Consider the following 23707-nt stretch of genomic DNA (forward strand, 5'->3'; position numbering starts at 1 on the left):
GCCATAGGCAATATTTATTAACCTTTCTTTAACAAAGCAAACACACCAAATTAATGCATTCCCAACCATGCATAGTAGCCGGCGCCCAATAAAGGCGCTTGTTGATTCAGTACCACATGAACGCTTACTTCTGCCAATAGCTGACGCATTCTGCCGCTGTTTTGAAACGTTTCATCCCAAACTGTAGCATTTAATAAAGGCAACACTTTTGGTACAATACCCCCGGCCAGATAAAGTCCACCGGTAGCTTTGTATTTCAGAATTATATTAGCCGCCTCAATAGAAAGGTATCGGTTAAACAATTGCAAGGTTTCCAAGCAAACCGGGCAGGAGCGATCCTTTGCCGCTTTGCTGATGGCTGCAGCCTTATCGGCTGCTGTTTGAATACCCGATAAAATTGGATCCGGACATTTCTTTGCCTCTTTTAGTACTAAAAAATCCCAGATGTTTTCAATGCCACCACCACTAAGCAGTCGTTCCCAGCTAACATGCGGATATTTTTCCATTAAAAAATGCATCAAGGCAATATCTTGGTGGGTGCGGGGGGCAAAATCGCAGTGCCCGCCTTCTGTGGCAAAGGGATGGTAAGCAGTTCCATCAAAGTACATTCCCGCTTCGCCCAAGCCAGTACCTGCCGCCAATATGCCAATATTGCCCGGTGTTTCATTTTTTCCCTTGTGTAATATGTGCAGCTCATTGGGAGCAACGGCTGCAAGACCATAAGCTGTGGCTTCCAGATCATTTAAAATGGCCACCGGACAGTTATGCATCAATCGGCTGATATCTTTTCCATTAATTTCCCAGCTTAAATTGGTAAACTTTACCGATCCTTCTATAATAGGGCCGGCTACTGAGAGGCAAATGCGCTCCGGCACGAGCTGATCTTTTAAAAAATCGGTCAGAATTTCATGAAAGGAATGATAGTCTTTACTGGTATACCGTTTTTCTTTTATAGAGGTAAATCCCTGGCCATTCACTTTAAACAAAGCAATGTTGGCTTTTGTACCACCAATATCGCCTGCTAATACCAAAATATTATCGGGTGCTGCCTGCAAATGAGGGAAAGCAATCGGAAGATGTAAAGATGGATTCATAATAAGCGGCAAGTTAGTATAAATGATTTATTTGTACCGCCAATAGCCTGTTGAAATTTTTGCCCGAAAGAATATGCACATACTGTTTGAATACCGGGCATAGCTGTTATCTTGCAGCGCAGAAAATGGTGGAAATATACGCCGGTGATCAGCAAAAAGAATTATATTGAATTTACTATAATCAGGTTCCATCAACAGAGCCGAATGAATGAGAATGACACAGCCCAATTACTTAAACGGATTAAATGAACCCCAGAGGGAAGCGGTAACCACCATCAAGGGTCCTTTGTTAATTATTGCCGGAGCCGGTAGTGGAAAAACAAAAGTATTAACTACCCGGATTGCGCATTTAATGGCCAATGGGGTAGATGCCTTTAATATTTTAGCATTAACTTTTACCAATAAGGCAGCGCAGGAAATGAAAGAGCGGGTAGAAAGGATTTTGGGCAATCATGATGCACGAAACTTGTATATCGGCACTTTTCACAGTGTATTTGCTCGTATTCTCAGGGGCGAAGCACATCGGTTGGGCTACCCCAGTAATTTCACTATATATGATACAGATGACAGCCGTTCTGTTTTAAAAACCGTGATTAATGAATTGAATTTAGATGATAAGCACTACAAGCCCAACATTGTACATAACAGAATTTCATCGGCTAAAAATGCATTGGTTGGTCCGGCTGAATATGCCACAGATTATTACATTCAACAGGAAGATATGCGTGCCAACCGCCCCGCTATTGCACAGGTGTATGCAGCCTATGCGGCTCGCTGTTTTAAAAACGGGGCGATGGATTTTGATGATTTATTGTTCAAAATGTATGAGTTGCTGAAAACCCATAATGAGGCGCTGTATAAATATCAAAACAAGTTTAAATATATTTTGATTGATGAGTACCAGGATACCAATCCGGTACAATATCAAATTACCAAACTGCTGGCGGCCATTCATGAAAATATTTGTGTGGTGGGCGATGATGCCCAGAGTATTTACAGCTTTCGCGGAGCCACCATCGAAAATATATTGCAGTTCCAAAAAGATTATGATGATGTAAAGCTGGTAAAATTAGAGCAAAACTACCGCAGTACCGATACCATTATTAAAGTAGCCAACGAAGTAATTAAAAACAACAAGGGACAAATACCCAAATTATTATGGACCGAAAATGCGACCGGCGAAAAAATTAAGCTGGTACGCACCATGACCGATAATGAAGAAGGAAAGTTTGTAGCCGATACCATTCAGGAACAAAAACTGCGCAACCATTACGATAATAAAGATTTTGCTATTTTATACCGCACCAATGCCCAAAGCCGTTCGTTTGAAGAAAGCCTGCGCCGCATGGGCATACCGTATAAAATTTATGGCGGCCTCAGCTTTTACCAACGGAAAGAAGTGAAAGATTATATTGCTTACTTACGGGTAATTGTAAATACCAGAGATGAGGAAGCGCTGAAAAGAATTATTAACTATCCTGTTCGGGGTATTGGCAAAACAACTATTGAAAAAGCAGTGATTATTGCCAATGAAACAAACACTACATTATACGAAGTGTTGCAATCGGCCGCAGCCCATGGGTTTAAAGGCGCTACGCTGGAATCCATTCAAAATTTTGTAACCATGATTCGCTACTTTCAAACATTGATGGCAGGTAATAATGCGTATGAAGTAGCGGTTCAGGTGGGCAAACATACCAATTTGGTGAAAGAGTTGTTTAATGACAAAACTACAGAAGGCCTGGCCCGTTATGAAAACGTGCAGGAACTCATGAACTCAATAAAAGAGTGGACAGAGATGCCCGATAATGAAGAGGGCGAAATGGTAGATAAATCGCTTGGCAGTTATTTACAGCAAATAACCTTATTAACAGATGCAGATAAAGATACTGACCCCGATGCAGATTCAGTAAAACTAATGACCATTCATGCCGCCAAAGGGCTTGAATTTAAATGTGTGTTTGTGGGCGGTATTGAAGAAACGCTGTTCCCCAATGCCATGAGCATTAATTCAAGAGAAGAATTGGAAGAAGAGCGCCGCTTGTTTTATGTAGCAGTAACACGTGCCAAAGAAAAGCTGTGGTTAAGCTATGCCAATGCACGCTATCGTTTTGGAAGCCTTGTTCAAAATGAACCCAGTCGCTTTTTGGAAGAAATGCCCGAATCATTGTTAGATAAAAGTTATGCCGGAGGCGGCGCAAGAAACAATGCCGGAAATGGGTACAATAACGGTAATGCCTTTCAGCGCATGCAAAGGGGTATGGGTTATTCCGATACAAACGCTGCAGAAAAACAATATGGCTCCCCTCCTTCCAAGAAACAGCCTTCCAAACCCGCTTATATGCCTGTTACCCCACCACCACCTAAAGTAACGGTTCATGTACCCTCTCCCGATTTTGAACCCGGTGATCCCTCTGATATGGAAGCCGGCCAAACGGTTGAACATCAGAAATTTGGTTTTGGAAAAATTATTAAAATAGAAGGTGGTGCACACAATCCTATTGCTACCATTCAGTTTGAGCACAATGGCGAAAAGAAAATTATGCTGAATTATGCAAAAATCAGGATAGTACAGAAATAATTAGGATCCCATTCCTGCTTTGCCGGACTTTATTTGTTGTTGGCAACCTGCCCTACAACAGCGCAAATTAACCTTAGTAAACTTGCGGTTACCGCTATTTTTTGAAACAAATGGCACCGGTATTGCTTTCGATTCCCGAAAAAAACAGCATGTAACAGGCATTCGGGTGCCCCTTTCGCTGCTATTTGATTAATTTTGCGGTTGAAGCAATAAATCATTCGTTATGATAAAAACAGGCAACACCATTGTAAGTATTTATACAGAAATGACGCCCAATCCGGAAACAATGAAGTTTGTGGCCAATAAGCTACTGTATCCCGGAAAAAGTATTGACTTTCAGGATGAACGCAGTGCAGGGCCTTCTCCATTGGCAAAAGAATTGTTTAGTTTTCCGTTCATTAAAAGTGTATTTATTGCCAGCAATTTTGTAACCTTAACCAAAACACCGGATACTGGCGACTGGCAGGATGTGATTCCAACCATCAAACAATTTCTGAAAGATTATTTAGAAAATGGCGGACCTGTTATTAATGAAGAAGAAGTAGCGCAAATGAAACAGGAATCAGGTAATGTGGTAGCAGCCGATGATGATGATGTGGTAAAACGCATCAAAGAATTGTTGGAAAATTATGTAAAACCGGCGGTAGAAATGGATGGCGGTGCCATTCAGTTTCGTAGTTATAAAGAGGGAATTGTTAACCTGATGTTACAAGGCAGTTGCAGCGGTTGTCCATCTTCCATGATTACTTTAAAAGCAGGTATTGAAGGCATGATGAAGCGCATGATTCCCGAAGTGAAAGAAGTAGTTGCTGAAGCAGAATAGTTTTTCATTTTTTATAGTTTTCCCTTCTCTGAAAAAACAGAGAAGGGTTTTTATGTTTAGAACTTGAAATAGATCGAGAGTTCGGCAAAGAATGAATTTGCTAGATGCTTTTCTGAAGCCGGTGTGGTATTATTGGTAATGGTATAAGTGGTTCTGTTTTTTAAAGTGTAGGTAGTGGTAGTGGTGGTTTCAATTTTGTTCATGGGAATGGCATAGGTGGGTGTAAATGCAATGCCCCATTTTTTGGCATCGTACATAAGCGGTAATGAGGCCTCATAATCTAATAGCGTAATACCGGGATTAGGAACAAGGGTGGTGGATTTTACTGAAACCACATTTGGGTTTATTTTCTTTATAGCTTTACCCACTCTACGATTGGTGTATCCTTCATAAAAATATAAACTGCTGAAATTAGCAGCTAAAGTAGGTGTTATACTCCATTGCCTGTTTTCGGTGCCCCAGCTAAAAGCATGGGCAATGTTGGTATTAAAAGCAATATCTGTTTTGTTATCAAAAATTACATCAGCACTTATACCTGCTTGCAAAAAATTAAAATCATAGCTTAAGTCGGCTCCTATTCCACCCTTTATATCACTTTTAATTGCGGTACTTTGTGCATTGTAAAAGGTTTTATTGGCCCTTACATCGCCACTGAAATTTTGGATGGAGAAATTATATCCCGCATCCAACGAAAAATAATCAATTCTGTTTTCATTGGCTACTGCTGCATAAGCAACACTGGCACTAAAATATAGCCCGCTTTTGTGGTAATAACCAATTATAGGGGTAATATAAGGCAATACAGCAGAGTCTTTTCTGCCATTATACACAGCATTGCTTAAATAATCTACTGAAGCTTTCCAGTATGAGTGCGTACTATCTGAACTACTTTGCGCAAACGTTCTGGAGAGGCATAAAAACGAAATAAAAGCGAAGAAGGTAAATATTTTAAGTTGTTGCATATGGAATGGTTACTCATTATGAAACCATGAGACCAAGTCAGCAGACATTCGTTTAAAAACCCAACACAATAAAATTTATGCATTATGATTTTTGCTGTTCTTTGAGCCGGTATTTTTTTTGAATAAATGCATTAAAATATTTTTTCTTTTTTTATGAACATGTTCTGAATTATCGCTATCATCACCCAACAAGTAACCCCAGGCTTGTAAGTGCTCTACAGAATCAAAAATAATTTTTAAAATAGCCAGTATGGGTAAGGCCAAAAACATACCGGGTATGCCCCAAAGCAGGCTGCCAACAACAACGCCTAAAATAGTAGCCAGTGCATTGATTTTAACTTTTGAACCTACAACTTTTGGCAATAAAATATTGCTGTCTATTAAATGCACTACAATCATTACAATGGCCACTCCCAATACAGCAGTAGGGGTATTATTGGTATATGTAATTAACATACTTAGCAACGTGGCGGTATATATGCCAAGATAAGGAATGAGGTTTAATATGGCTGCCACCACGGCCAATAAAATAGCATATTGTACACCCAAAATTAACAGGCCAATATAGTTGAGAACCGCTACGATCAATAATTCAATTAACAAACCAAAAACATAATCTTTTATGATCATCCTAATTTTATGTAAAACATCAATTACGGTTAACGCATGGGCATTGCCGAAGCTTTTTACAAAAAATCCCATCACAATATGTCGGTACAATAAGAGTAAAAAAGTATAAATAGGAATGAGCACCAAATACACCAATACATTGGATAAAGTAGAGAATGTGCTTCCCACAATAGCCGATGTGCTGGTCATAGATTGTGTAGTAACCGAGTCAATCAGTTTTTTAAAATGTTGGTCACTAATGTGAAAGTGTTGTTGTGCCCAGTTTTCTAAATCGGAGATGGCAATATACAGTTGTTGCCCTACTTTAGGTAAATCGCTTTTAAAGCCAATAATTTGCGATGAAATAAAATAAAAAACAATCAGCACCAATATAATGGCTAATAATACAGCCAACAATGCACTGATGCCGCGGGAAATACCCCATTTTTCAAAAGCATTGGCAGGGCTAATTAACAACAAAGTAAACAAAGCCGCAAAAGCAACCGGAATAAAAAAGGATTGTGCATGGTATAGCAACAAAATAATCAGGCAAATACTAATCAACGTATAAGCCAGTTTTTGTAAAAAAGTGAGCGATGCTTTCAAGTGGCATGTTTTTGATCTGTGTAAAAATAGGAAAACTAAATGTAGAAAGCATCATAAAGCATAAATAACGAAGGCAATGTAAGCTTCTAAAAAATTGTTGTGGTAAATAACAAAATAGATGGTTAATTGAACAGAAAAAAATGAAACGTTTGATGCCAGTTCTTTTGGTTTTGGCTACCTATTCGTTGAAGGCACAGTCTGAAAAACCATTGTTTTATTTAAATGCCGATAGTAGTCGGTTTATATTAACTGGCGCAAGCGCTGCACATTTGGCTGCCTTACCCTTACGTTGCATACAATCCACCTATTAGGGTTTCCCAATTAATTACCTCGGCTAACGGGCTTATATTCGCAGCACTCTATGCAAGGCCGATTTAAGCATTGGTGCATCATAGCCCGTGTGCAATCCTGGTTGAAATGTAAATGTCCAGATTGTCAACATCAGGACTTGTTATAATTACATTGGTGGTGCCGACTTGTCGGCAACCCCGTTCAGAATAATTACAGCACGAAAATACATTTTCTTAGAGTTTTTTCACTTAAAAATCTTTTTTATGGTAAAGAAAAAAACTTCCTTGGAAATCATCCAACCCCACGCTGCCGGTATTGATGTAGGCAGCCGTTCCCATTTTGTGGCCATCGGACAAAATGCGGAAGATGTAAAAGAATTTGGTGTGTATAATGAAGACCTGCATGCCCTCACCGAGTGGCTCCTGCAAAACAAAATTAATTCTATAGCGATGGAAAGCACCGGTACGTACTGGCAAAGTCTGTTCAGCAATTTGCATCAGGCCGGGATGCAGGTTATCCTCTGCAATGGAAAGTTTACCAAAAACATCAAAGGGGAAAAATCCGATGTGCAGGATTGTCAATGGATTCAAAAACTTCATCCGCTCGGTTTATTATCCGGAAGTTTTTTACCCAATACCTGCGTAAGTACGACCGCCACTGAACCAACCTGATTGACAACAGCGCCGCCACCACCCGAAAAATGCAGAAGTATCTGCGCCTGCTTAACCTGCGGCTGGATGCAGTGGTCAATGACATCACCGGTCTTGCCATCATTGATGCCATCTGCAAAGGTGAAAAAAAATCCCGAAACCCTGGCCGCCCTCAGAAACGGTAATTGTAGAAAATCAGCAACCGAAACCGCCAAAGCCTTGCACAGTAATGGAAGAACCGATTATCTCTTTGCCCTGCACTGCACCAAGAATATGATATTTACAAATCCATTCAACAAAAAATACAACAGTGTGGTGCCTCCATTGAAGAACTCATCAAGAGTTTTATCAACGCCGATGAAAATAAAAAAAAGTTGAAAACCGATGCTAAGCCGCATAAAAGAGTAAACAAAAATGCACCCCAAAATTTTGACCTCAACCAGATCGCTTATCAATACTTTAATGGCATTGACCTGATGGCTGTGGAAGGCGTGGGGCACAGTACCATCATAGCATTAATGAGTGAAGTGAGAGTTGACGGACTTAAAAAATTTGATACGGCAAAATGGTTTGCCAGATGGCTGCGCCTCTCCCCCAACAACAGAGTATCGGGTGGCAGAGTACTCAGCCATAAAATACCCAAAGGAAGCAACCGGCTGAAAATAGCGCTGCGAAATGCCGCCAATGCCATCAGCAATCTCAAAGACACACACCTCTCCAATTTCTTTAAGCGGATTGCTTTTCGGAGGGGAAGGGCTGCCGCCATTTCTGCCACGGCCCGAAAACTGGCCATCATCATCCGGGACATGGTGGTAAAAGCAATCCCCTATTCCCCGCCCGCCCAATACGAATTTCTTGACCAGAAAAGAAAGAGAAAAGTCTTAGAAATGAAACGCCTTATTCATAAATTTAACATCACAACCCATGACCTCGGTTTACAACTTTAAATCAAGAAGTTGGAAAACGTTAGTCAGAATGTTATACGACCTCACGAAACAAGTTGACATATGAACAAAAGTAACTTAAAGTTTAATGACATAGACGAATATCACGCATCGCAATCTGCCGGTATTCGGAAAGTTCTTGAACAACTGCGACAGGGAATAAAGCAGGTTGCACCACAGGCAACGGATACCATCAGCTACGGTATGCCCGCTTTCAAACAGAACAAAGTGTTGGTTTATTATGCGGTTCACAAAGCGCATATCGGCTTTTATCCCACGTCCAATCCGATTGTTCATTTCAAAAAGGAATTAGAGAAATATAGTACCTCAAAAGGAGCAATTCAGTTTCCCATAGGCAAACCATTACCAATGGCATTGATAAAAAAGATAGTGAAGTTTCGTGTGGAAGAAGACGCTAAAAAACAAAAAAAATGAATAGTAAAATTTCCAATGGTATCCTGCATGAAGTGCCGAGTGATATGCAAAAAGCATTGTCATCTGATGCCGACATTCTTGTGAAATGGAATAATCTTACGCCTATTCAGCGCAATGAATGGATTTGCTGGGTTACCATCGTCAAAAAAAAAGAAACGAGAGCAGAGCATATTGAACGTATGGCTGAAGAATTGAAAGAAGGGAAACGGCAACCCTGTTGTTGGCCCGGATGTCCACATCGCAGACCAAATGCAAAAAAATGGTTTAAAAAACTTGAAATATGAAAGCAACACCTGAAAACGATAAACGAGTTGTAAAGATGGTATTTGCATCCGTATATCTATATTATATTATATAACAAAAGTTGAGAGTAAATGCAGAACAAAGAAAGAATTGTATTTGGTGATAAAATGGTTGCCGGCTTAGACGACAAAAATTAAAAGAATTGATTAGAAAGTGACTTTTGAAACATTCTTCAGGGAAGCAACATTGAACCCTAACGCACATCTCATAATCGATATAATTTGCGGCTATCGGATAAAAGAAATTGAAAATCCTCTGTCAAGGCAATCTACTGACCAGTCGCTATTCCCAGCCCATCGCAAAGCCGCCCAACGTTGTGTGTAACCCTGTTTGGACACCCCCGCAATTCACAAAGGGACAACTATAAATTCTAAAATAACCATCGCACAAACCCAACCTGCAAAAGACCTGCAATAGCCAACGCACCGCATTGAGTGCTCAATTGGAAAATACTTAATTTAACGTTCTATATTCAACCGGAGATTGACCAACCTTTTGTTTAAATAAACGGGTAAAATGTGAAGGATATTTAAATCCAAGCTCATAAGCAATTTCACTTACTGATTTGCTTGTATCAAAAATTTTTTCTTTTGCAATATCTATTAATTTCAATTGTATAAACTCTTGTGCCGACTTTCCTGTTTCTTTTTTTATTACATCTCCAAAATACTTTGCCGATAAATTAAGTTCACCTGCACAATAACTAACAGAAGGCAATCCTAAAGTTTGCGGTTTGTCAGAATTAAAATAATCGTTTAACAAACTTTCAAAACCAACTAATATATTCTTATGAGGATGTTCTCTCGTTACAAATTGCCTGTCGTAAAAACGTACACAATAATTTAAAAACAGTTCAATATTAGTCACAACTAAAGTTCTGCTGTGTTTATCAATGGCATGTGTTAGTTCATAACTAATTTTATTAAAACACTCTAACACAATTTGTCTTTCGGCATCTGAAAGATGAAGCGCCTCATTTGCATCATAGGTAAAAAAGCTATAATCAGTAATGTGTTTACCAAGATGTGTTCCCCGGATTAAATCAGGATGAAAAACCAATGCCCATCCTGTTGGCTGCACCATTTTTCCATTTTCCTCAAAACCAAATACCTGACCGGGGGCTATGAAAAGAAGCGTTCCATCTTCATAATCATAATGACTGCGACCATATTTTAATTCTCCGCACTTCAAATCTTTTAAAAAAATAATGTACAACTCCGAAATATAACGTGCTTCTACTACTGGTTTGGAAAATGATTGGTCAAGAACACTTACTAATGGATGCAGTGTCTTCTGCCCCCTGTCTTTGTTGAATTGTGCAACGCTTTCTATTTTGATTATTTTTTCCATGAATAACTCATTATTAAAATTAAAATTAGGATAAGTATTCTATAGCTTTTGCATTCGCCTTTACAACCGGAAATATTGGTAAGTAAAACAGGAATTCGTATAACTATTTAGCGCGAAAGTATAAAGAACTTTGCTTTTCAAAACGCAACAAATAGAAATGGTAAAGACAAAATACATATTCTTATTGCTAATGATTGTTATAACCTCAGCTTCTACCTCACAGGTACAATCAGGCACCGATAGCACTGCAAAGAAATTTCAGGCAAAAGCACCAGCAACTCAACCTTTCAGCGCTGAAGCATTTGCATCATCAAATAATACAACAATACGGTGGTTGGGCATGGCAGGATTTTTTATCAATAGCCACGGCACAACGTTTATGATTGACCCGCTGATGGAAGGTTACGACATGCCTTTATTAATGGATTTTCCCATTAAGCCAAAAAGCGTTCCGCACCTTGATGCAGTGCTTGCAACACATAGCGATAATGACCATTACAGCGTTGAAACCTTTCATGACCTTGCTTCTGTAACAAAAGAATTCCATTCTACTATTTATGTAGATTCTTTAATGAAAAATGAAGGCTTTCATTCTTTTGGACATTACATAGGAGATACGTTTCATTTTGGAAAAGTAACCGCTAGGCTAACCCTTGCAGACCATGCCTGGCAGAACGATTTTCCAAAACCCGGTCAGCGCTATTATTCGCCGGGAGATGCCTGCGGCTTTTGGTTCAACACGCCGGATGGCTCCATCTGGGCTCCCGGTGATTCAAGATTTATGCAGGAACAACTGCACATGCCTAAACCTGATGCAATCCTGTTTAACTACTCCGAGGATGCTGCTTTTCATTCAGGATTGGAAGGTGCTGTAAAAATTGCAAATGCTTATCCAAACACACCGATTATACTCAGTCATTGGGGATTTGTTGATGCTCCGGATTTTTCACCTTTCAATGGCGACCCAAAACACCTGATTGACAAAGTTGTCAATCCAGAACGGATAAATGTTTTGGCACCGGGTGAGCCTTTTATATTGAAACGGTTAAAAAATAAAAACTGAAATTATGAAACATATACTCCTCGCATTTACAATTATTGTATGCTCATTGTCGCAGTCAATGTCGCAAAATACCATCAAACAATCTAATAAAAAAGATACTATGAACAGAATAGAAAAATCAAAACAGAAATTTGAAGAACTTTTCAAACAAGTTCAATCTGTATCAAATTCTGACGACCCTGAATTAATGAACATTTTACAACGCTTCATTTTCGGCGAAGTATTTTATATAGGCAATCTCAGCGACACCACCCGTGAACTCATCACGATTACAGCTCTTGCAACAAATCAGACGCTGCCACAATTGAAAGCACATACAAACGCTGCATTGAACATCGGTGTAAAGCCGATTGAAATCAGGGAAATAATTTATCAGTTAGCTCCATTCATAGGCTATCCCAAAGTATTAAATGCGTTAGATACTATAAACAGTGTTTTCAAAGACAGAGGAATAAAACTGCCTTTGGAAAATGAAGCAACAATAGCTGACAGTGAAAGATTCAATAAGGGAAAAGAAATTCAAACGCCGATTTATGGAGAAGGAATGAAACAAAACATGAAAGATTTGCCCGGCGAATTTGCGGAAGCAGTTCCGAGAATATTGACCGAATCATGTTTTGGTGATTTTTATACGAGAAATGGGCTCAATCTAAAAACAAGAGAGCTTATGATATTTTGTGCCCTGGCTACTTTAGGAGGTGCTGACAAGCAAATGGGTTCTCATGCCGTTGGTAATATGAAAGTAGGTAACGATAAAGAAACCCTTCTTTCTGCTTTAATACAATTATATCCATACATTGGCTTTCCACGCATTGCAAATGCTATTTATGCAATTAAAGAGGCTAAAATTGAAAAAGATGTTCATTAGAAAACAACACAATTTCATCAAAGAAAATATTAGAAAAATGAAAACAATACAAAAAAGAAAATTGGGCAATACCGGGCTTGAAGTGTCTGCGCTTGGGCTTGGATGTATGGGAATGAGTTGGTCTTATGGTGCAGCGAAAGATAAACAGGAAATGATTCAGTTCATTCGTTCGGCAGTTGAGCTTGGTATAACATTTTTTGACACGGCAGAAGTGTATGGTCCATTTACAAATGAAGAATTGGTTGGTGAAGCGTTAGAACCATTTAAAGGTAAAGTAGCCATTGCAACAAAGTTCGGATGGGCGGCTGCAAATGAAAATGAGGCAAATGCAAGATGGAATGCACTAAATAGCCGACCTGAACATATAAAAAAAGTGGTGGAAGGTTCCCTTAAAAGATTAAGAATAGAAGCCATTGATTTGTACTATCAACATCGCGTTGATACCAATGTTCCGATTGAAGATGTGGCGGGAACAGTAAAGCAATTAATTGAGCAAGGCAAAGTAAAATATTGGGGATTATCAGAAGCCGGCGCACAAACCATTCGCAAAGCACATGCAGTGCAGCCGGTTACTGCATTGCAAAGCGAATACTCTCTCTGGACAAGAGAACCTGAAAAAGAAATCATTCCAACATTGGAAGAATTAGGAATTGGTTTTGTTCCATTCAGTCCTTTAGGCAAAGGATTTCTTACAGGAAAAATTGATGAAACCACAAAATTAGATAGTGACGATTTTCGCAATACAGTTCCTCGGTTCAGCCCCGAAAACAGAAAAGCAAACCAGGCTCTGGTTGATTTATTAAACAAAGTTGCACAGGAAAAAAATGCAACACCTGCACAAATTGCACTAGCATGGCTGCTGGCGCAAAAGTCGTGGATAGTTCCTATTCCCGGCACAACAAAACTGGAACGTTTAGAAGAAAATTTGGGAGCGATTGACGTTGCACTTACAAACGATGATTTAAAAGAAATAGAAGAAGCGGCCTCTCACATTACCGTTCAGGGCAATCGTTATTCAGATTTTCATGAAAGCTTGACGGGACGTTAAATGCTTAAATGCTTTGTTGTATTAAACAATAGTCCGTTAAGAATTTGATGTGGAAAAGTTGGATACTAATACTTAATACTATAGTGTGAAGGTTCTTATAAAAAAGTGTATCATTTCCGAACACTTTGTATATATCATAAAAAAACAGCCCAACAATTTGTTGCGCTGATGTGGGGGATAAAAAGAACAATTTATATTCAGTTAGAAACGCATACTACCATTTTTCTAAACCCAATAATTTTTTTCCCAATGCATTTAATTGTGCTGTTCCATAACGGGTTTGTTCCCATTTTCGCGGATCTCCTGGAAAAGCATACCCCTCCGGAGCAATGCGATTTTTCCAGGAATCAACACGCCAGTTTTTTAATGCTTTATTTTCTTCTTCGGCAGGCATCATGGAAATATATTGTGCAATGCGCACTTTATTTTTACTATTATTGGGCCTGATGCCATGCGGTTGCAAGCTGTTAAAGATGAGCAAATCACCTGCCCCCATTTTTACCTTCACCAATTCAAATCCCATTATATCCGGTTTAAAATGATCACGATTGGCTGGTTGTGTGGTTTTCCAGGCATCATAGGTTCTAAATAATTCCGGAACACATTGAAAACCACCCATATCTTCATCTTTTTGATCGGCCAATGCCAGTACACCCTGCACATTTACCGGTTTTGTTTCCGGATCATAATCCCAATGAATAAAGCCTTTGTATTCAAAACCTGGCCTAATGGGGAAATTTAAATTCGCCCGATCAATGGTTACCCATAATTTTTCCGTTCCCCAAATATCTACAAATGCATCGTATACACGCTGTGTCATACGGTTATTCCATAAATGTTGGTGGTTATATACTTCCACCATACCGGTATTAATCAGTTCTTTCATTTGCATGTCGGCGCGTGGTGCCGAATACCAGGTTGCAGGGTTATTGGGATCTTTTTCTTCAAACTCCCATAAAAACTGAGCCGTTGCTAAAGCCTGTTCTCGCGGTACGGCATTTTTAATAACAATATAACCATTGGTTATCCAAAACTGCCAGTCTTCCTCACTAAGTACGCGTAATGATTTACCATTACTTCTGTCGTTCAGTTTATGTTGACTTGATTTTGTTACAGAAGGGTTCCCGGGAATATCTTTATGTGCGTTTGTGGGCACCATCACTGCTGCCATTGTTTTTTCCTGCATACGCTAAAATTATTACAATGAATGAATCGTTTTTTAAGTGAATAAACGGTATAAAGTATTAAACCCCATAGCAACCGTTATTTTCATGCAATAAAAGTACAAGTATAGAAGTAGGGTTACAAATAGCCCATTGACCAATTTATATGCTGTATTGATAATTTTTTTCGATAAATTACAGTTTGTTTACAAATACAGCACCATGCGGGCTAAAAGAGAAAACTGCGAAACCGGCCCTGACAGTTCATTGCGGATTTTGCAGAATCCTAATTTAAATGATATTTTTTACTGGCATTTTCATCCAGAATATGAAATTGTATATGTAGAATCACCTAAGGGTTTAAGGCATATTGGTAATCATATTTCCAATTATGAAGGCAGTGATCTGGCATTGATTGGTCCTAATATACCACACCTCAATTTTGATTATGGAGTTAAAAACAAAGTAGAAACCGTTGTTATTCAAATGCGGGAAGATTTTTTGGGGGATGGAATAATTTCTATTTCGGAATTTGGTGCTATTAGAACCCTGCTTGAACTGGCAAAGGAAGGTCTGGTTTTTTATGGCGATACAAAATTGAAGGCAGGAACGCTTCTAAAAGAAATACGAACATTACCACATTTTGAAAAATTAATCCGGTTATTGCAGGTACTTCAACTTTTAGCAAATAGTGATGAAAAAGAAACGCTGCATGTAAAACCCGTATCTGTTTCAGTATTACAAAAAGAAAATCAACGCTTGCAGCAGGTTTATCAATTTATTGAATTACACTATCAGCAATCGATTGACGTAAAGGATGTAGCCAGGCTATGCAGTTTAACTACTGCAGCGTTTTGCAGATATTTTAAAAAAGCAACACATTTCACTTTTACTGAATTTCTTAACCAATACCGCATCAATCAGGCAAAAAAATTATTGCTGTATCATCAAAACATTACCAATGTTTGTTTTGAGTGTGGCTTTGGCAATATTTCACATTTCAATAAAACCTTCAAAGCAGTTACCGGAGTAACCCCTTCTGTTTTCAGAAAGCATTATTTAAACAACTAACATTAAAGCAAACGCTACATTCAATAATGCTTCAAATTAATGTGGCTGATTGTTTTTTATTTCCAAAGCATGCAATACTGCCGGAAACAAAGCTTCCATGTATTCTGTTGCACCTCCGGTAGAGCCGGGTAGGGTTAATACCAAAGTGTTTTTAATAAAACCGGCAACACTTCTCGACAGCATGGCATAAGGCATTCGTTCCTGACCGTAACGGCGGGCTTCTTCCATAATGCCCGGCAGTTCCATATCTAATAATGGGCGAACAGCATCCGGTGTTATATCTCTTTCTGAAACACCGGTGCCTCCAACAAAAAACAATAATTGAATTTCATCAATGGCATACCGTTGTATTTGTTCCTGAATGTATGAACGCTCATCGGGAATAACAGCATAATGCGCCGTTTGTATTTGAAATGATTTGAGTTTTTCTATTACGGCTAAGCCGGCCTTGTCTGTTGCCTTTTGATTATAAATACTGTCGGAACAAACAATCACTACCGCCTGAAGCTTTGCCGTATTCAACATTTTACGATCGGTTTTTCCGCCTGATTTTGATAACAGACGAATATGCTGAATTTCTATTTGCGGATCAATGGGTTTCAACATATCATACAAGGTTAATGCAGCAACAGCAGCGCCATGCATGGCCTCTACTTCTACACCGGTTTTATAAATGGTATGCACTTCAACAATGATTTCTACCGATAATTCCCGGATAGTAAACTGAACATCGGCAAATTCAACTGGTAATGGATGGCAATCCGGAATTACCTCGCTGGTTTTTTTGATAGCAAACAATGCGGCTACTTTTGCGAATGAAAACACATCTCCCTTGGGCACTCTTTTTTCCTGGATGGCTACTATGGTTTCAGGAGCAGATGTTTTTACGGTTGCAACAGCAATGGCTATACGTAAGCTGTTTGATTTATGGGTGATGTTGACCATATTAATGATTTTCTTTCCAAACAGTATCTTGATTATTCAAAATTTCTTTCCCCCAAATAGGTAATTGAAATTTAATGGCTTCAACCAATTCTTCACAGGCTGCAATAGATGCCTTACGATGTGTTGATGAAATAAATACAAATAAACTGATTTTGCCTGCCGGAACTACGCCTAAGCTGTGATACACGTGCATACATGTAAGTTCGTATTTTTGAAATAAATCTTCTCTTATATCGTGCATTTGCTGCAGAGCCATTTCTTTGTAAGTGGTATATTCTATTGCTTGTACCCTTCCTCCTTCTTTTTCATCGGCCCGTACCTGGCCTAAAAATATGCTGTGTGCGCCAATATTTTTTTGGGTGGCGTGTTGTGCAATGCTATTGGTAATTTTTTGCGGAGCAATGGCGCCTTCCACAAATATATTTTTAATACTTTTTGTTTTCATATACTACTGATTAAAATAGGCAGTTAATCCACCTTTTAAACTATATACTTTTTGTTGGGTGTGCTGTTGTAACTGCGCTGCTGCATACACGCTTCTAATTCCATGCTGACAAATTACACAAATATCTTTATTGCCGGGTAATTCGTTATTGAAAGCATAGAGTTCTGAAGCAGGTACATGCAGATCAGCAAAATCAATGGTGGGATATTCATGGTATTCACGAACATCAATTACAAAAAATTGATTTTCTTTTTGCTTTTTTTTAAATTCAGGAATACTGATTTCAGAAATAGCTGTTTCAGTGGCACAATGCAATTCATAATCCATGGCTTCAAAAGTAGAACGGTCAATTGCAGTAAGTGCCTTCTTTTTCAACAATTCAATTTCATAAACCACAGCATTCAAAACATGGTAGGTAAATAATCTGCCGTCTAACAAACGGCCTAATCCTGTTATTAATTTAACAGCTTCTGTAGCCTGCATGGTACCAATCATTCCCGGCAACATACCCAGTACTCCGGCTTCTTCGCAGGATTTAATTTCATCTGCTGCCGGTGGCACAGGAAAAACATCCCGATACTGAATATTTCTTCCATTATTTTTTGTGTAATTGAAAACCGTCAACTGCCCTTCATACACGGAAACAGCACCGTATATCAAAGGAATATTTAAAAGAGCACAGGCATCATTCAACATATATTTTGCAGAAAAATTATCGGTAGCATCTATCACTATATCATACCCTGTCAGGATTTGTAGTGCATTGTGATTATTGATGTGAAAGGGGTATACCGTTATGTGTGTTTCAGGGTTCAATGCCTGCATTTTTGCTGCTGCAACGGTTACCTTTTTTTCACCCACTTCAGAAGTATTAAATAAAGTTTGGCGATGCAGATTATGCAATTGTATGGTATCCCCATCTATGATACCTATTTCTCCAACACCTGCGCCAACCAGATATTGCAAGGCAGGACAACCCAATGCACCGATTCCCACAATCAAGATTTTTGCCTGATACAGCTTTTGTTGTGCTGCCAAGCCAAAACCAGGCAATATCATTTGCCTGCTATATCGTTTTTGTTCAAACATATTTATCCTCCTGAAAATGGTGGCATCAATGCCACCGTATCTCCCTTGTTTAAAATTGTATTTTCCTGCACCATTTTACCATTTACCGCTATAAAATATTTTGCTGTTTGCAATGGCTGGTATTTTTTTTCCAGCAACTGTTTTAATGCTGCTGTATCAGCAACGCCCTCTATCAATTCTTTAGGCTGCCGGGTAATATCGATGAGATTTCCAAAAAATAGTATTTCCATTTTTTAATCTATTGATTATACAAATAAAAGTTTGATGGAAGCCATGATTAAAACTACGGCCAGCATGTACTTCATACTTTTTTCATTGAGTTTTTTTGAACCAGTATAAGCGCCCACCCACCCACCCAATAATACGATGATAACAATATAAATGATTTGTGTACTGAGCGGAAATCCTGTTTTAATTTGACCTGCCATGCCGGATAAAGAATTTAAAAATATAAAGATAGCACAGATTGCGGCTGTTTGTTTTTGTGTAGACCATCCCATCAGCAATAAAACCGGAGCCAATAATATTCCTCCGCCCATGCCAATCATTCCGGAAACCAACCCGATAATGGCACCTATTACAAACAATACATACCATTTGGGCGACGGATTTAAAGGCTTTTCAGAATTTTGATACAAAAGCCGAATAATAGAAATGAGTAATACTACCCCTAATAGCTTTTTATAAATTGAATCTGAAACTGGCATTATACTGCCAATAAACGCAAATGGAATAGAGGCTGCTATTAATGGCCATAACAATTTAGATTTGAAATGACCGGCTCGATAAAATGAAACAAAGGCAATGAAAGATACCAATGTGTTGAGCAATAAAGATGTGGGCTTCATTACAGCCGGACTAAAACTTAACAAGGCCATTACAGCCAAATAACCACTGGCACCACCATGCCCAATACTGGAATAAAAAAACGCTACCAAAAAAAACAAAATGTACAACCAAATTTCATGCATACAATGATAGTTCTAAATAAATAAATATATTTTTACTTCCTGCTGTGCGGCAATGAATGTCCACTCTTCTTCCAGCTCTATCCAACAGTTCGCCTTTCCCAATGCACTTAACTGATAAGAAGCCTGTGCCGGCAAAACAGTTACTTCTCCTGATTCATAGTATCCTTTCAGGAATTGTGTAAGCGGAATTGTTTTTTTAAATGGTGCTTTTAAATGGGCAGTAGTTGTTTGAATAGTATGGGTTCCACACAATTGATCGATGGCGGGCAATACATACTGATACAAACAGGATAAAACTGCACCCGGATTTCCCGGCAAACCAAATACCAGCCGGTTTTGCTGTGTCCCAAAAAACAATGGTTTCCCGGGTCGTTGCTTCACTTTATGAAAGTGCTGTTCTATACCCGCTTTGATACAGGCGGCAGGAACAAAATCATAATCTCCCGCACTTACGCCACCGGTCAGTAATATCAAATCATATTCTTGTACCGCAGCATTAATGTTTGCAATGGTATCATTCAGGTCATCTTTTAAATAATGCACTGCAATATTTTCAATACCGGCTTGTTTTAAATGTGCCTGAATGGCGAATGCATTAGAGTCGAACACCTGCCCAAATTGTAAGGATTGGCCCGGCTGTACCAATTCGTTTCCGGTAAGTAAAATAGCAACAGATGGTTTTTGAATAACAGGCACGTTTGTAATACCGGCACTGGCCAACAAACCAATATGTGCCGGACGCAGAACAGTTCCTGCTTCAATTAAAACTGTATTTTTTTCTATATCGGAGCCTTTTTCCCGAATGTGATCGCCCAACTGAACTATACGATCGGATTGTATTTGAATAGATTGGTTAATTAGATTTACATATTCTTTTTGTACAACGCAATCGGCACCATCCGGTATAGGGCCTCCGGTATAAACGCGAATGGCCATTCCGTTTTCTAACGTTAATTGTTGTGAAGTTCCGGCAGGTAATGCATCCTGAATGAGCAATGTTTTTTCTTTTTCAACATAATAAATAGCATAACCATCCATAGAGGATTGACGAAATGCAGGAAACTGAATAGGACTTACGATGGTTTGTGCCAATGCATAGCCTGGTGCTTGAAGAATAGGACGTTCTATTGTTGGCAATGTTTTAGAATGACTGTTGATAATTTGTTTTGCTGTTGCTACTGAAATCATATTGCTACTTATTAACCGCCAATGGCAATCATACTTCTGTTGTGTAATGAATTGGCATCAATTAAATTAAATTGCTTGGAAAATTGTCCGCCCAGCGCTTTGTGTTTGGTTAAAAGATTCTGCCGTATAAGCGGTAACACATCCTGATGGTTGCGAAGTGGTGTTAATAAATCTGTTTCCTGTTCTGCAAACAAACAGTTTTTCATTTTGCCATCTGCAGTTAAACGAATACGATTACATCCTTCACAGAATGGTGCGCTCATGGTGCTAATTACGGCAAAAGTACCGGCATAATTTTCAATACGGTATTGTTTACTGGTATCGTGTACATCATTTTGTATGGAGATGGTGGTATGCTTTTTTTGAATGGTTTCCAGCATTTGTGCCCAGGTAACCAATTTATCGCTTTTCCATTGATTTCCATCAAAAGGCATAAACTCTATAAATCGAACGTCAATGGGGGTATGTTGTGTCCATGCCACAAAATCCAATAGCTCATTGTCATTTACTCCTTTTACCACTACTGCATTTACTTTTACTTTAAAGTTGTGCTGTAACAATGCATCAATATTTGCTTTTACCCGTTTAAATTCATCGCGGCGGGTAAGTTGTTGAAATTTTTCTTTTTGCAAAGTATCTAAACTAATGTTTACAGATGAAATGCCAGCCGCTTTAAAACTTTCTATAAATTCATGTACCCGAACACCATTGGTAGTAATGGTTAATGTTGCCGGCAGGCTGCTCAGTAATTCAATAATTTTTGGAGCATCTTTCCGAACCAGTGGTTCGCCACCCGTTAATCTTATTTTGGTGATGCCTTCATTCACAAAAATTTTGGCCAGTTCTAAAATTTCATTCGGCTGCATTAATTTGGCCGATGGCATAAAAGTATAATCAGCCGCCGGCATACAATAAAAACAACGAAGGTTGCAATTATCGGTCAGTGAAATACGTAAATAAGTATGTTTACGTTGATGGGTATCATTTAGCATTGCTTTCATTATTAAGGAGGCAAAATTTTTCATAATCCTCCGGTGTATCAATATCAAATTTCCCTAAAGGAAAAGCAATAGTAGCCACATCTTTTCGGTATTGATGTACTATTTTTCTGGCACCCACATCTCCTTTCAGTTCTAATAACTTTGCAAAATATTGTTCTGCAAATAAAACTGGCGTGCCAATAATGCCATCATATTCTGCTGCTACAATGCCTTTTTGTGTATGTTGTTGCAAGGTTAACATGTTTTGTAAAAGGGTACTATTCAAAAAAGGCTGATCACTTACCAGCAAAAACAAATGTGTGACGGGTAATGGTTTTTGCATAACGTACTCAATCCCTTTTTGAATAGAAGTAGCCATCCCCTTTTGCCAGTTTTCATTGTACACAATATCCACATCCTTTTGCCAATTCATTTGTTCCAGAATAAGTTGGTGATAAAAGCCGGTAACAATCAGCAAATGTTGCGGCTGTATTTGTTTCACCTCCTGAACCAAATGCAGTAACAGGTTGGTAGATTGATACGGCAGTAACATTTTTGCTCGTCCTATTCGGGTTGCTGCCCCTGCCGCCAGTATGATTACACCGGTACTCATATTGTGGCAGCATGAATGGGTAATGACTTCTCTCTTAAATGAATGGGTGATTGTTGATGCATCACCGACATAATTTCTGCAGCAATGGAGAGTGCAATTTCTGCTGCAGTTTCTGCACCTAAATCCAGCCCCGTTGGTCCATAAATAGTTTGTAGCTGCTTTTCGTTGTAGTGAATACCCTGCAGTTCTAAATCATGTAACATTCTGTTTCTTTTTGTGACTGGCCCCAATAAACCAATATAAGGTAATGGTGTGGATTGCAAGGTTGAGAGCACAGCCAAATCATAATTATAATTATGCGTCATTAAAGCAACGGCAGTTTTGGCATCTGCCTGTAATTTTCCTGCTACTTCTTCAGGTTTACTTATCAAGATTCGATTTGCCATAGGGAAGCGTTGATGGGTTGCATGTGTTTTTCTTCCATCAGCTATTACCACATCCCATCCCAGCGTTGCTGCTATCTGCGCCAATGGCATCACGTCATTGCCAGCACCCACAATTACCAACTGAATGGAAGGCTGCACCCATTGAATAAAAAATTGGTGTTTTTTCCCCTCCCAAGCAACCATCACATGATCCGATTTTTCTGTTGCAATAACCGAGGCAATCGGTTCTGCTAACTGTTGTTGTAATGAAAGTGGCAGAAATTCAGCAGTAGTAGTACCGAAATGCTGATCATCTTCCAGTGCATAACCGCATATCAGTTGTGCAGGTTTTCTGTCGGCCACGGCTTTGCGTAATAGCTGAATAGGGGCATGTTCATTGGTATCGTTGATGCATAAGGGTTCAAACAATATTGAAACAATGCCATTGCAACCTAACTGAATACCCAGTTTAGCATCATCTTCATCGGTAGTATCATACACCACTATTTTCTTTTTATCCTGATGCATGGCCAACAATGCTTTTTTCAAAGCATCACCTTCCAAACATCCGCCGCTGATGGCACCGGTTAATTCGCCCGTTTCATTCACCAACATTCTGGCACCGGGCCTTCTGTAAGAAGAACCATCCACATGCACCACAGTGGCCAATGCTGTTTGTTGTTGTAAACGGCAAGCCGCATCATACGCTGCAATAATATCTTTTATTTCTTTCATGCCGCTTCATGTTCTGCTGCTTATTCACGCAAGTGATTCACCTGTTCCGGAGTAACCATTCCCTTTAAGCGGTTGCCCCAGCTATTTCTGGTATAATTTAAAATATCCGCAATTTGTTCGCTGGTTAAATAATCCTGTGCCGGCATAATATTGTTAAACGATACCCCATTCACGGTAATTGCACCAGTTTGCCCTTTTAATACCACATTAATTAATTCAGCTATCGGCTTTTGCATAAAATCTGATTTGGCCAAAGGCGGAAAAACGCCCTCCTGTCCCTTGCCATCTTCCATGTGGCAATTTTGGCAATACATGCCGTATGCTTCCTTACCTCTTGCTATGCTTTCTTTCAATAATGCCTTGTCCTGTTGAAAAGAAACAGCCAAAACGCCAAGCGTTAACAATGCCATGCTACTGATTAGTTTTTTCATGTGTACATTTTATGTTTCCATTGGTCTTATGAAATAGCAGAATGATTCGTCCGGTTAGTTTGTAACATTCCACGGGGCTATTTC

At 39.1% G+C, this 23707-nt stretch carries 28 protein-coding genes; 13 read left to right on the forward strand and 15 right to left on the reverse strand.

Translation table 11 applies throughout. From position 1 onward, the window contains the following. Positions 1 to 50: 50 nt before the first annotated feature. Positions 51 to 1094 carry a glucokinase gene (gene glk, locus AC3QLY_RS04645; RefSeq protein ID WP_074419277.1) on the reverse strand — a complete coding sequence of 348 codons (1044 nt, stop codon included), beginning with the start codon at positions 1092 to 1094 and terminating at the stop codon, positions 51 to 53. Positions 1095 to 1302: 208 nt separating this feature from the next. Between glk and AC3QLY_RS04650 the strand changes: the two genes are divergently transcribed. Both AC3QLY_RS04650 and AC3QLY_RS04655 read left to right on the forward strand, forming a co-directional pair. After that, positions 1303 to 3675, forward strand: coding sequence for an ATP-dependent helicase (locus AC3QLY_RS04650; RefSeq protein WP_228733137.1), 2373 nt, complete (start codon positions 1303 to 1305; stop codon positions 3673 to 3675). Between the two features lie 223 nt (positions 3676 to 3898). Then, a complete protein-coding gene (locus AC3QLY_RS04655) occupies positions 3899 to 4498 on the forward strand; it encodes a NifU family protein (RefSeq protein WP_218330793.1) in 600 nt (199 codons plus the stop codon). A gap of 56 nt (positions 4499 to 4554) precedes the next feature. Here the strand turns inward: AC3QLY_RS04655 and AC3QLY_RS04660 are convergent, their stop codons facing one another. Further along, complete coding sequence (locus AC3QLY_RS04660; protein ID WP_492990772.1) at positions 4555 to 5460, reverse strand: hypothetical protein; 906 nt, start codon at positions 5458 to 5460, stop codon at positions 4555 to 4557. A gap of 75 nt (positions 5461 to 5535) precedes the next feature. Next, positions 5536 to 6675 carry an AI-2E family transporter gene (locus AC3QLY_RS04665; RefSeq protein ID WP_074419275.1) on the reverse strand — a complete coding sequence of 380 codons (1140 nt, stop codon included), beginning with the start codon at positions 6673 to 6675 and terminating at the stop codon, positions 5536 to 5538. 149 nt (positions 6676 to 6824) lie between these two features. Between AC3QLY_RS04665 and AC3QLY_RS04670 the strand changes: the two genes are divergently transcribed. From AC3QLY_RS04670 to AC3QLY_RS04700, 7 genes are all read left to right on the forward strand, one after another. Continuing rightward, positions 6825 to 6986: a hypothetical protein gene (locus AC3QLY_RS04670; protein ID WP_492990774.1), complete on the forward strand. Its 162-nt coding sequence runs from the start codon at positions 6825 to 6827 to the stop codon at positions 6984 to 6986. 243 nt (positions 6987 to 7229) lie between these two features. Then, positions 7230 to 7637, forward strand: a complete 408-nt coding sequence (locus tag AC3QLY_RS04675; RefSeq protein WP_218330791.1) for an IS110 family transposase — start codon at positions 7230 to 7232, stop codon at positions 7635 to 7637. A 29-nt stretch (positions 7638 to 7666) separates the two neighbouring features. Continuing rightward, the gene (locus AC3QLY_RS04680; RefSeq protein WP_262900168.1) at positions 7667 to 7801 is read left to right on the forward strand and encodes a hypothetical protein; all 135 of its coding nucleotides are present in this window, start codon (positions 7667 to 7669) and stop codon (positions 7799 to 7801) included. Positions 7802 to 7990: 189 nt separating this feature from the next. Then, positions 7991 to 8563, forward strand: coding sequence for a transposase (locus AC3QLY_RS04685; protein ID WP_492990775.1), 573 nt, complete (start codon positions 7991 to 7993; stop codon positions 8561 to 8563). A gap of 60 nt (positions 8564 to 8623) precedes the next feature. After that, on the forward strand, positions 8624 to 8995 hold the full coding sequence (locus tag AC3QLY_RS04690) for an iron chaperone (protein ID WP_218330789.1): 372 nt from the start codon (positions 8624 to 8626) through the stop codon (positions 8993 to 8995). Beyond that, a complete protein-coding gene (locus tag AC3QLY_RS04695; RefSeq protein WP_218330788.1) occupies positions 8992 to 9279 on the forward strand; it encodes a YdeI/OmpD-associated family protein in 288 nt (95 codons plus the stop codon). Before AC3QLY_RS04690 ends, AC3QLY_RS04695 begins: the two co-directional genes overlap by 4 nt. Before the next feature lie 172 nt (positions 9280 to 9451). Continuing rightward, a complete protein-coding gene (locus tag AC3QLY_RS04700) occupies positions 9452 to 9622 on the forward strand; it encodes a DUF2200 family protein (protein WP_218330787.1) in 171 nt (56 codons plus the stop codon). Positions 9623 to 9751: 129 nt separating this feature from the next. Here AC3QLY_RS04700 and AC3QLY_RS04705 read toward each other — a convergent pair whose 3' ends face one another. Then, complete coding sequence (locus AC3QLY_RS04705) at positions 9752 to 10648, reverse strand: helix-turn-helix domain-containing protein (RefSeq protein WP_218330786.1); 897 nt, start codon at positions 10646 to 10648, stop codon at positions 9752 to 9754. Between the two features lie 157 nt (positions 10649 to 10805). Between AC3QLY_RS04705 and AC3QLY_RS04710 the strand changes: the two genes are divergently transcribed. From AC3QLY_RS04710 to AC3QLY_RS04720, 3 genes are read left to right on the forward strand one after another with little or no spacing between them, the layout of a single operon-like run. Then, a complete protein-coding gene (locus tag AC3QLY_RS04710; RefSeq protein ID WP_218330785.1) occupies positions 10806 to 11711 on the forward strand; it encodes an MBL fold metallo-hydrolase in 906 nt (301 codons plus the stop codon). A 4-nt stretch (positions 11712 to 11715) separates the two neighbouring features. Beyond that, the gene (locus tag AC3QLY_RS04715; RefSeq protein ID WP_218330784.1) at positions 11716 to 12579 is read left to right on the forward strand and encodes a carboxymuconolactone decarboxylase family protein; all 864 of its coding nucleotides are present in this window, start codon (positions 11716 to 11718) and stop codon (positions 12577 to 12579) included. A 37-nt stretch (positions 12580 to 12616) separates the two neighbouring features. Beyond that, positions 12617 to 13627: an aldo/keto reductase gene (locus tag AC3QLY_RS04720; protein WP_492990778.1), complete on the forward strand. Its 1011-nt coding sequence runs from the start codon at positions 12617 to 12619 to the stop codon at positions 13625 to 13627. A gap of 214 nt (positions 13628 to 13841) precedes the next feature. Here AC3QLY_RS04720 and AC3QLY_RS04725 read toward each other — a convergent pair whose 3' ends face one another. After that, positions 13842 to 14813, reverse strand: a complete 972-nt coding sequence (locus AC3QLY_RS04725; protein ID WP_218330783.1) for a phytanoyl-CoA dioxygenase family protein — start codon at positions 14811 to 14813, stop codon at positions 13842 to 13844. A 199-nt stretch (positions 14814 to 15012) separates the two neighbouring features. On the opposite strand from AC3QLY_RS04725, the gene AC3QLY_RS04730 reads away from it, so the two are divergent. Continuing rightward, positions 15013 to 15861 carry a helix-turn-helix domain-containing protein gene (locus AC3QLY_RS04730; RefSeq protein WP_218330782.1) on the forward strand — a complete coding sequence of 283 codons (849 nt, stop codon included), beginning with the start codon at positions 15013 to 15015 and terminating at the stop codon, positions 15859 to 15861. A gap of 36 nt (positions 15862 to 15897) precedes the next feature. On the opposite strand, the gene moaCB is transcribed toward AC3QLY_RS04730, so the two are convergent. The 10 genes from moaCB to AC3QLY_RS04780 are packed head-to-tail and all read right to left on the reverse strand — an operon-like array spanning position 15898 to position 23623. After that, positions 15898 to 16806: a bifunctional molybdenum cofactor biosynthesis protein MoaC/MoaB gene (moaCB, locus tag AC3QLY_RS04735; protein ID WP_492990781.1), complete on the reverse strand. Its 909-nt coding sequence runs from the start codon at positions 16804 to 16806 to the stop codon at positions 15898 to 15900. Position 16807: 1 nt separating this feature from the next. After that, the gene (locus tag AC3QLY_RS04740) at positions 16808 to 17251 is read right to left on the reverse strand and encodes a molybdenum cofactor biosynthesis protein MoaE (protein WP_492990783.1); all 444 of its coding nucleotides are present in this window, start codon (positions 17249 to 17251) and stop codon (positions 16808 to 16810) included. A gap of 3 nt (positions 17252 to 17254) precedes the next feature. Beyond that, entirely contained in the window at positions 17255 to 18340 is a 1086-nt protein-coding gene (locus tag AC3QLY_RS04745; protein ID WP_492990784.1) for a ThiF family adenylyltransferase, read from the reverse strand. A gap of 2 nt (positions 18341 to 18342) precedes the next feature. After that, positions 18343 to 18570, reverse strand: a complete 228-nt coding sequence (locus AC3QLY_RS04750) for a MoaD/ThiS family protein (protein WP_074419270.1) — start codon at positions 18568 to 18570, stop codon at positions 18343 to 18345. A gap of 15 nt (positions 18571 to 18585) precedes the next feature. Then, entirely contained in the window at positions 18586 to 19311 is a 726-nt protein-coding gene (locus AC3QLY_RS04755) for a sulfite exporter TauE/SafE family protein (RefSeq protein ID WP_492990786.1), read from the reverse strand. A 12-nt stretch (positions 19312 to 19323) separates the two neighbouring features. Then, complete coding sequence (locus AC3QLY_RS04760) at positions 19324 to 20499, reverse strand: molybdopterin molybdotransferase MoeA (protein ID WP_218330780.1); 1176 nt, start codon at positions 20497 to 20499, stop codon at positions 19324 to 19326. A gap of 11 nt (positions 20500 to 20510) precedes the next feature. Further along, positions 20511 to 21500, reverse strand: a complete 990-nt coding sequence (gene moaA, locus AC3QLY_RS04765) for a GTP 3',8-cyclase MoaA (protein ID WP_228733135.1) — start codon at positions 21498 to 21500, stop codon at positions 20511 to 20513. Beyond that, positions 21481 to 22092: a nucleotidyltransferase family protein gene (locus tag AC3QLY_RS04770; RefSeq protein ID WP_074419280.1), complete on the reverse strand. Its 612-nt coding sequence runs from the start codon at positions 22090 to 22092 to the stop codon at positions 21481 to 21483. The genes moaA and AC3QLY_RS04770 overlap by 20 nt, the downstream gene beginning before the upstream one ends. Next, on the reverse strand, positions 22089 to 23192 hold the full coding sequence (locus AC3QLY_RS04775; protein ID WP_074418473.1) for an XdhC family protein: 1104 nt from the start codon (positions 23190 to 23192) through the stop codon (positions 22089 to 22091). Before AC3QLY_RS04775 ends, AC3QLY_RS04770 begins: the two co-directional genes overlap by 4 nt. Before the next feature lie 20 nt (positions 23193 to 23212). Then, positions 23213 to 23623 (reverse strand): c-type cytochrome, encoded by a 411-nt coding sequence (locus tag AC3QLY_RS04780; RefSeq protein ID WP_218330779.1) that lies wholly within the window; start codon positions 23621 to 23623, stop codon positions 23213 to 23215. Between the last annotated feature and the right edge of the window lie 84 nt (positions 23624 to 23707).

The sequence above is a fragment of the Hydrotalea sp. GW822-HT8A01 genome, assembly GCF_058798575.1.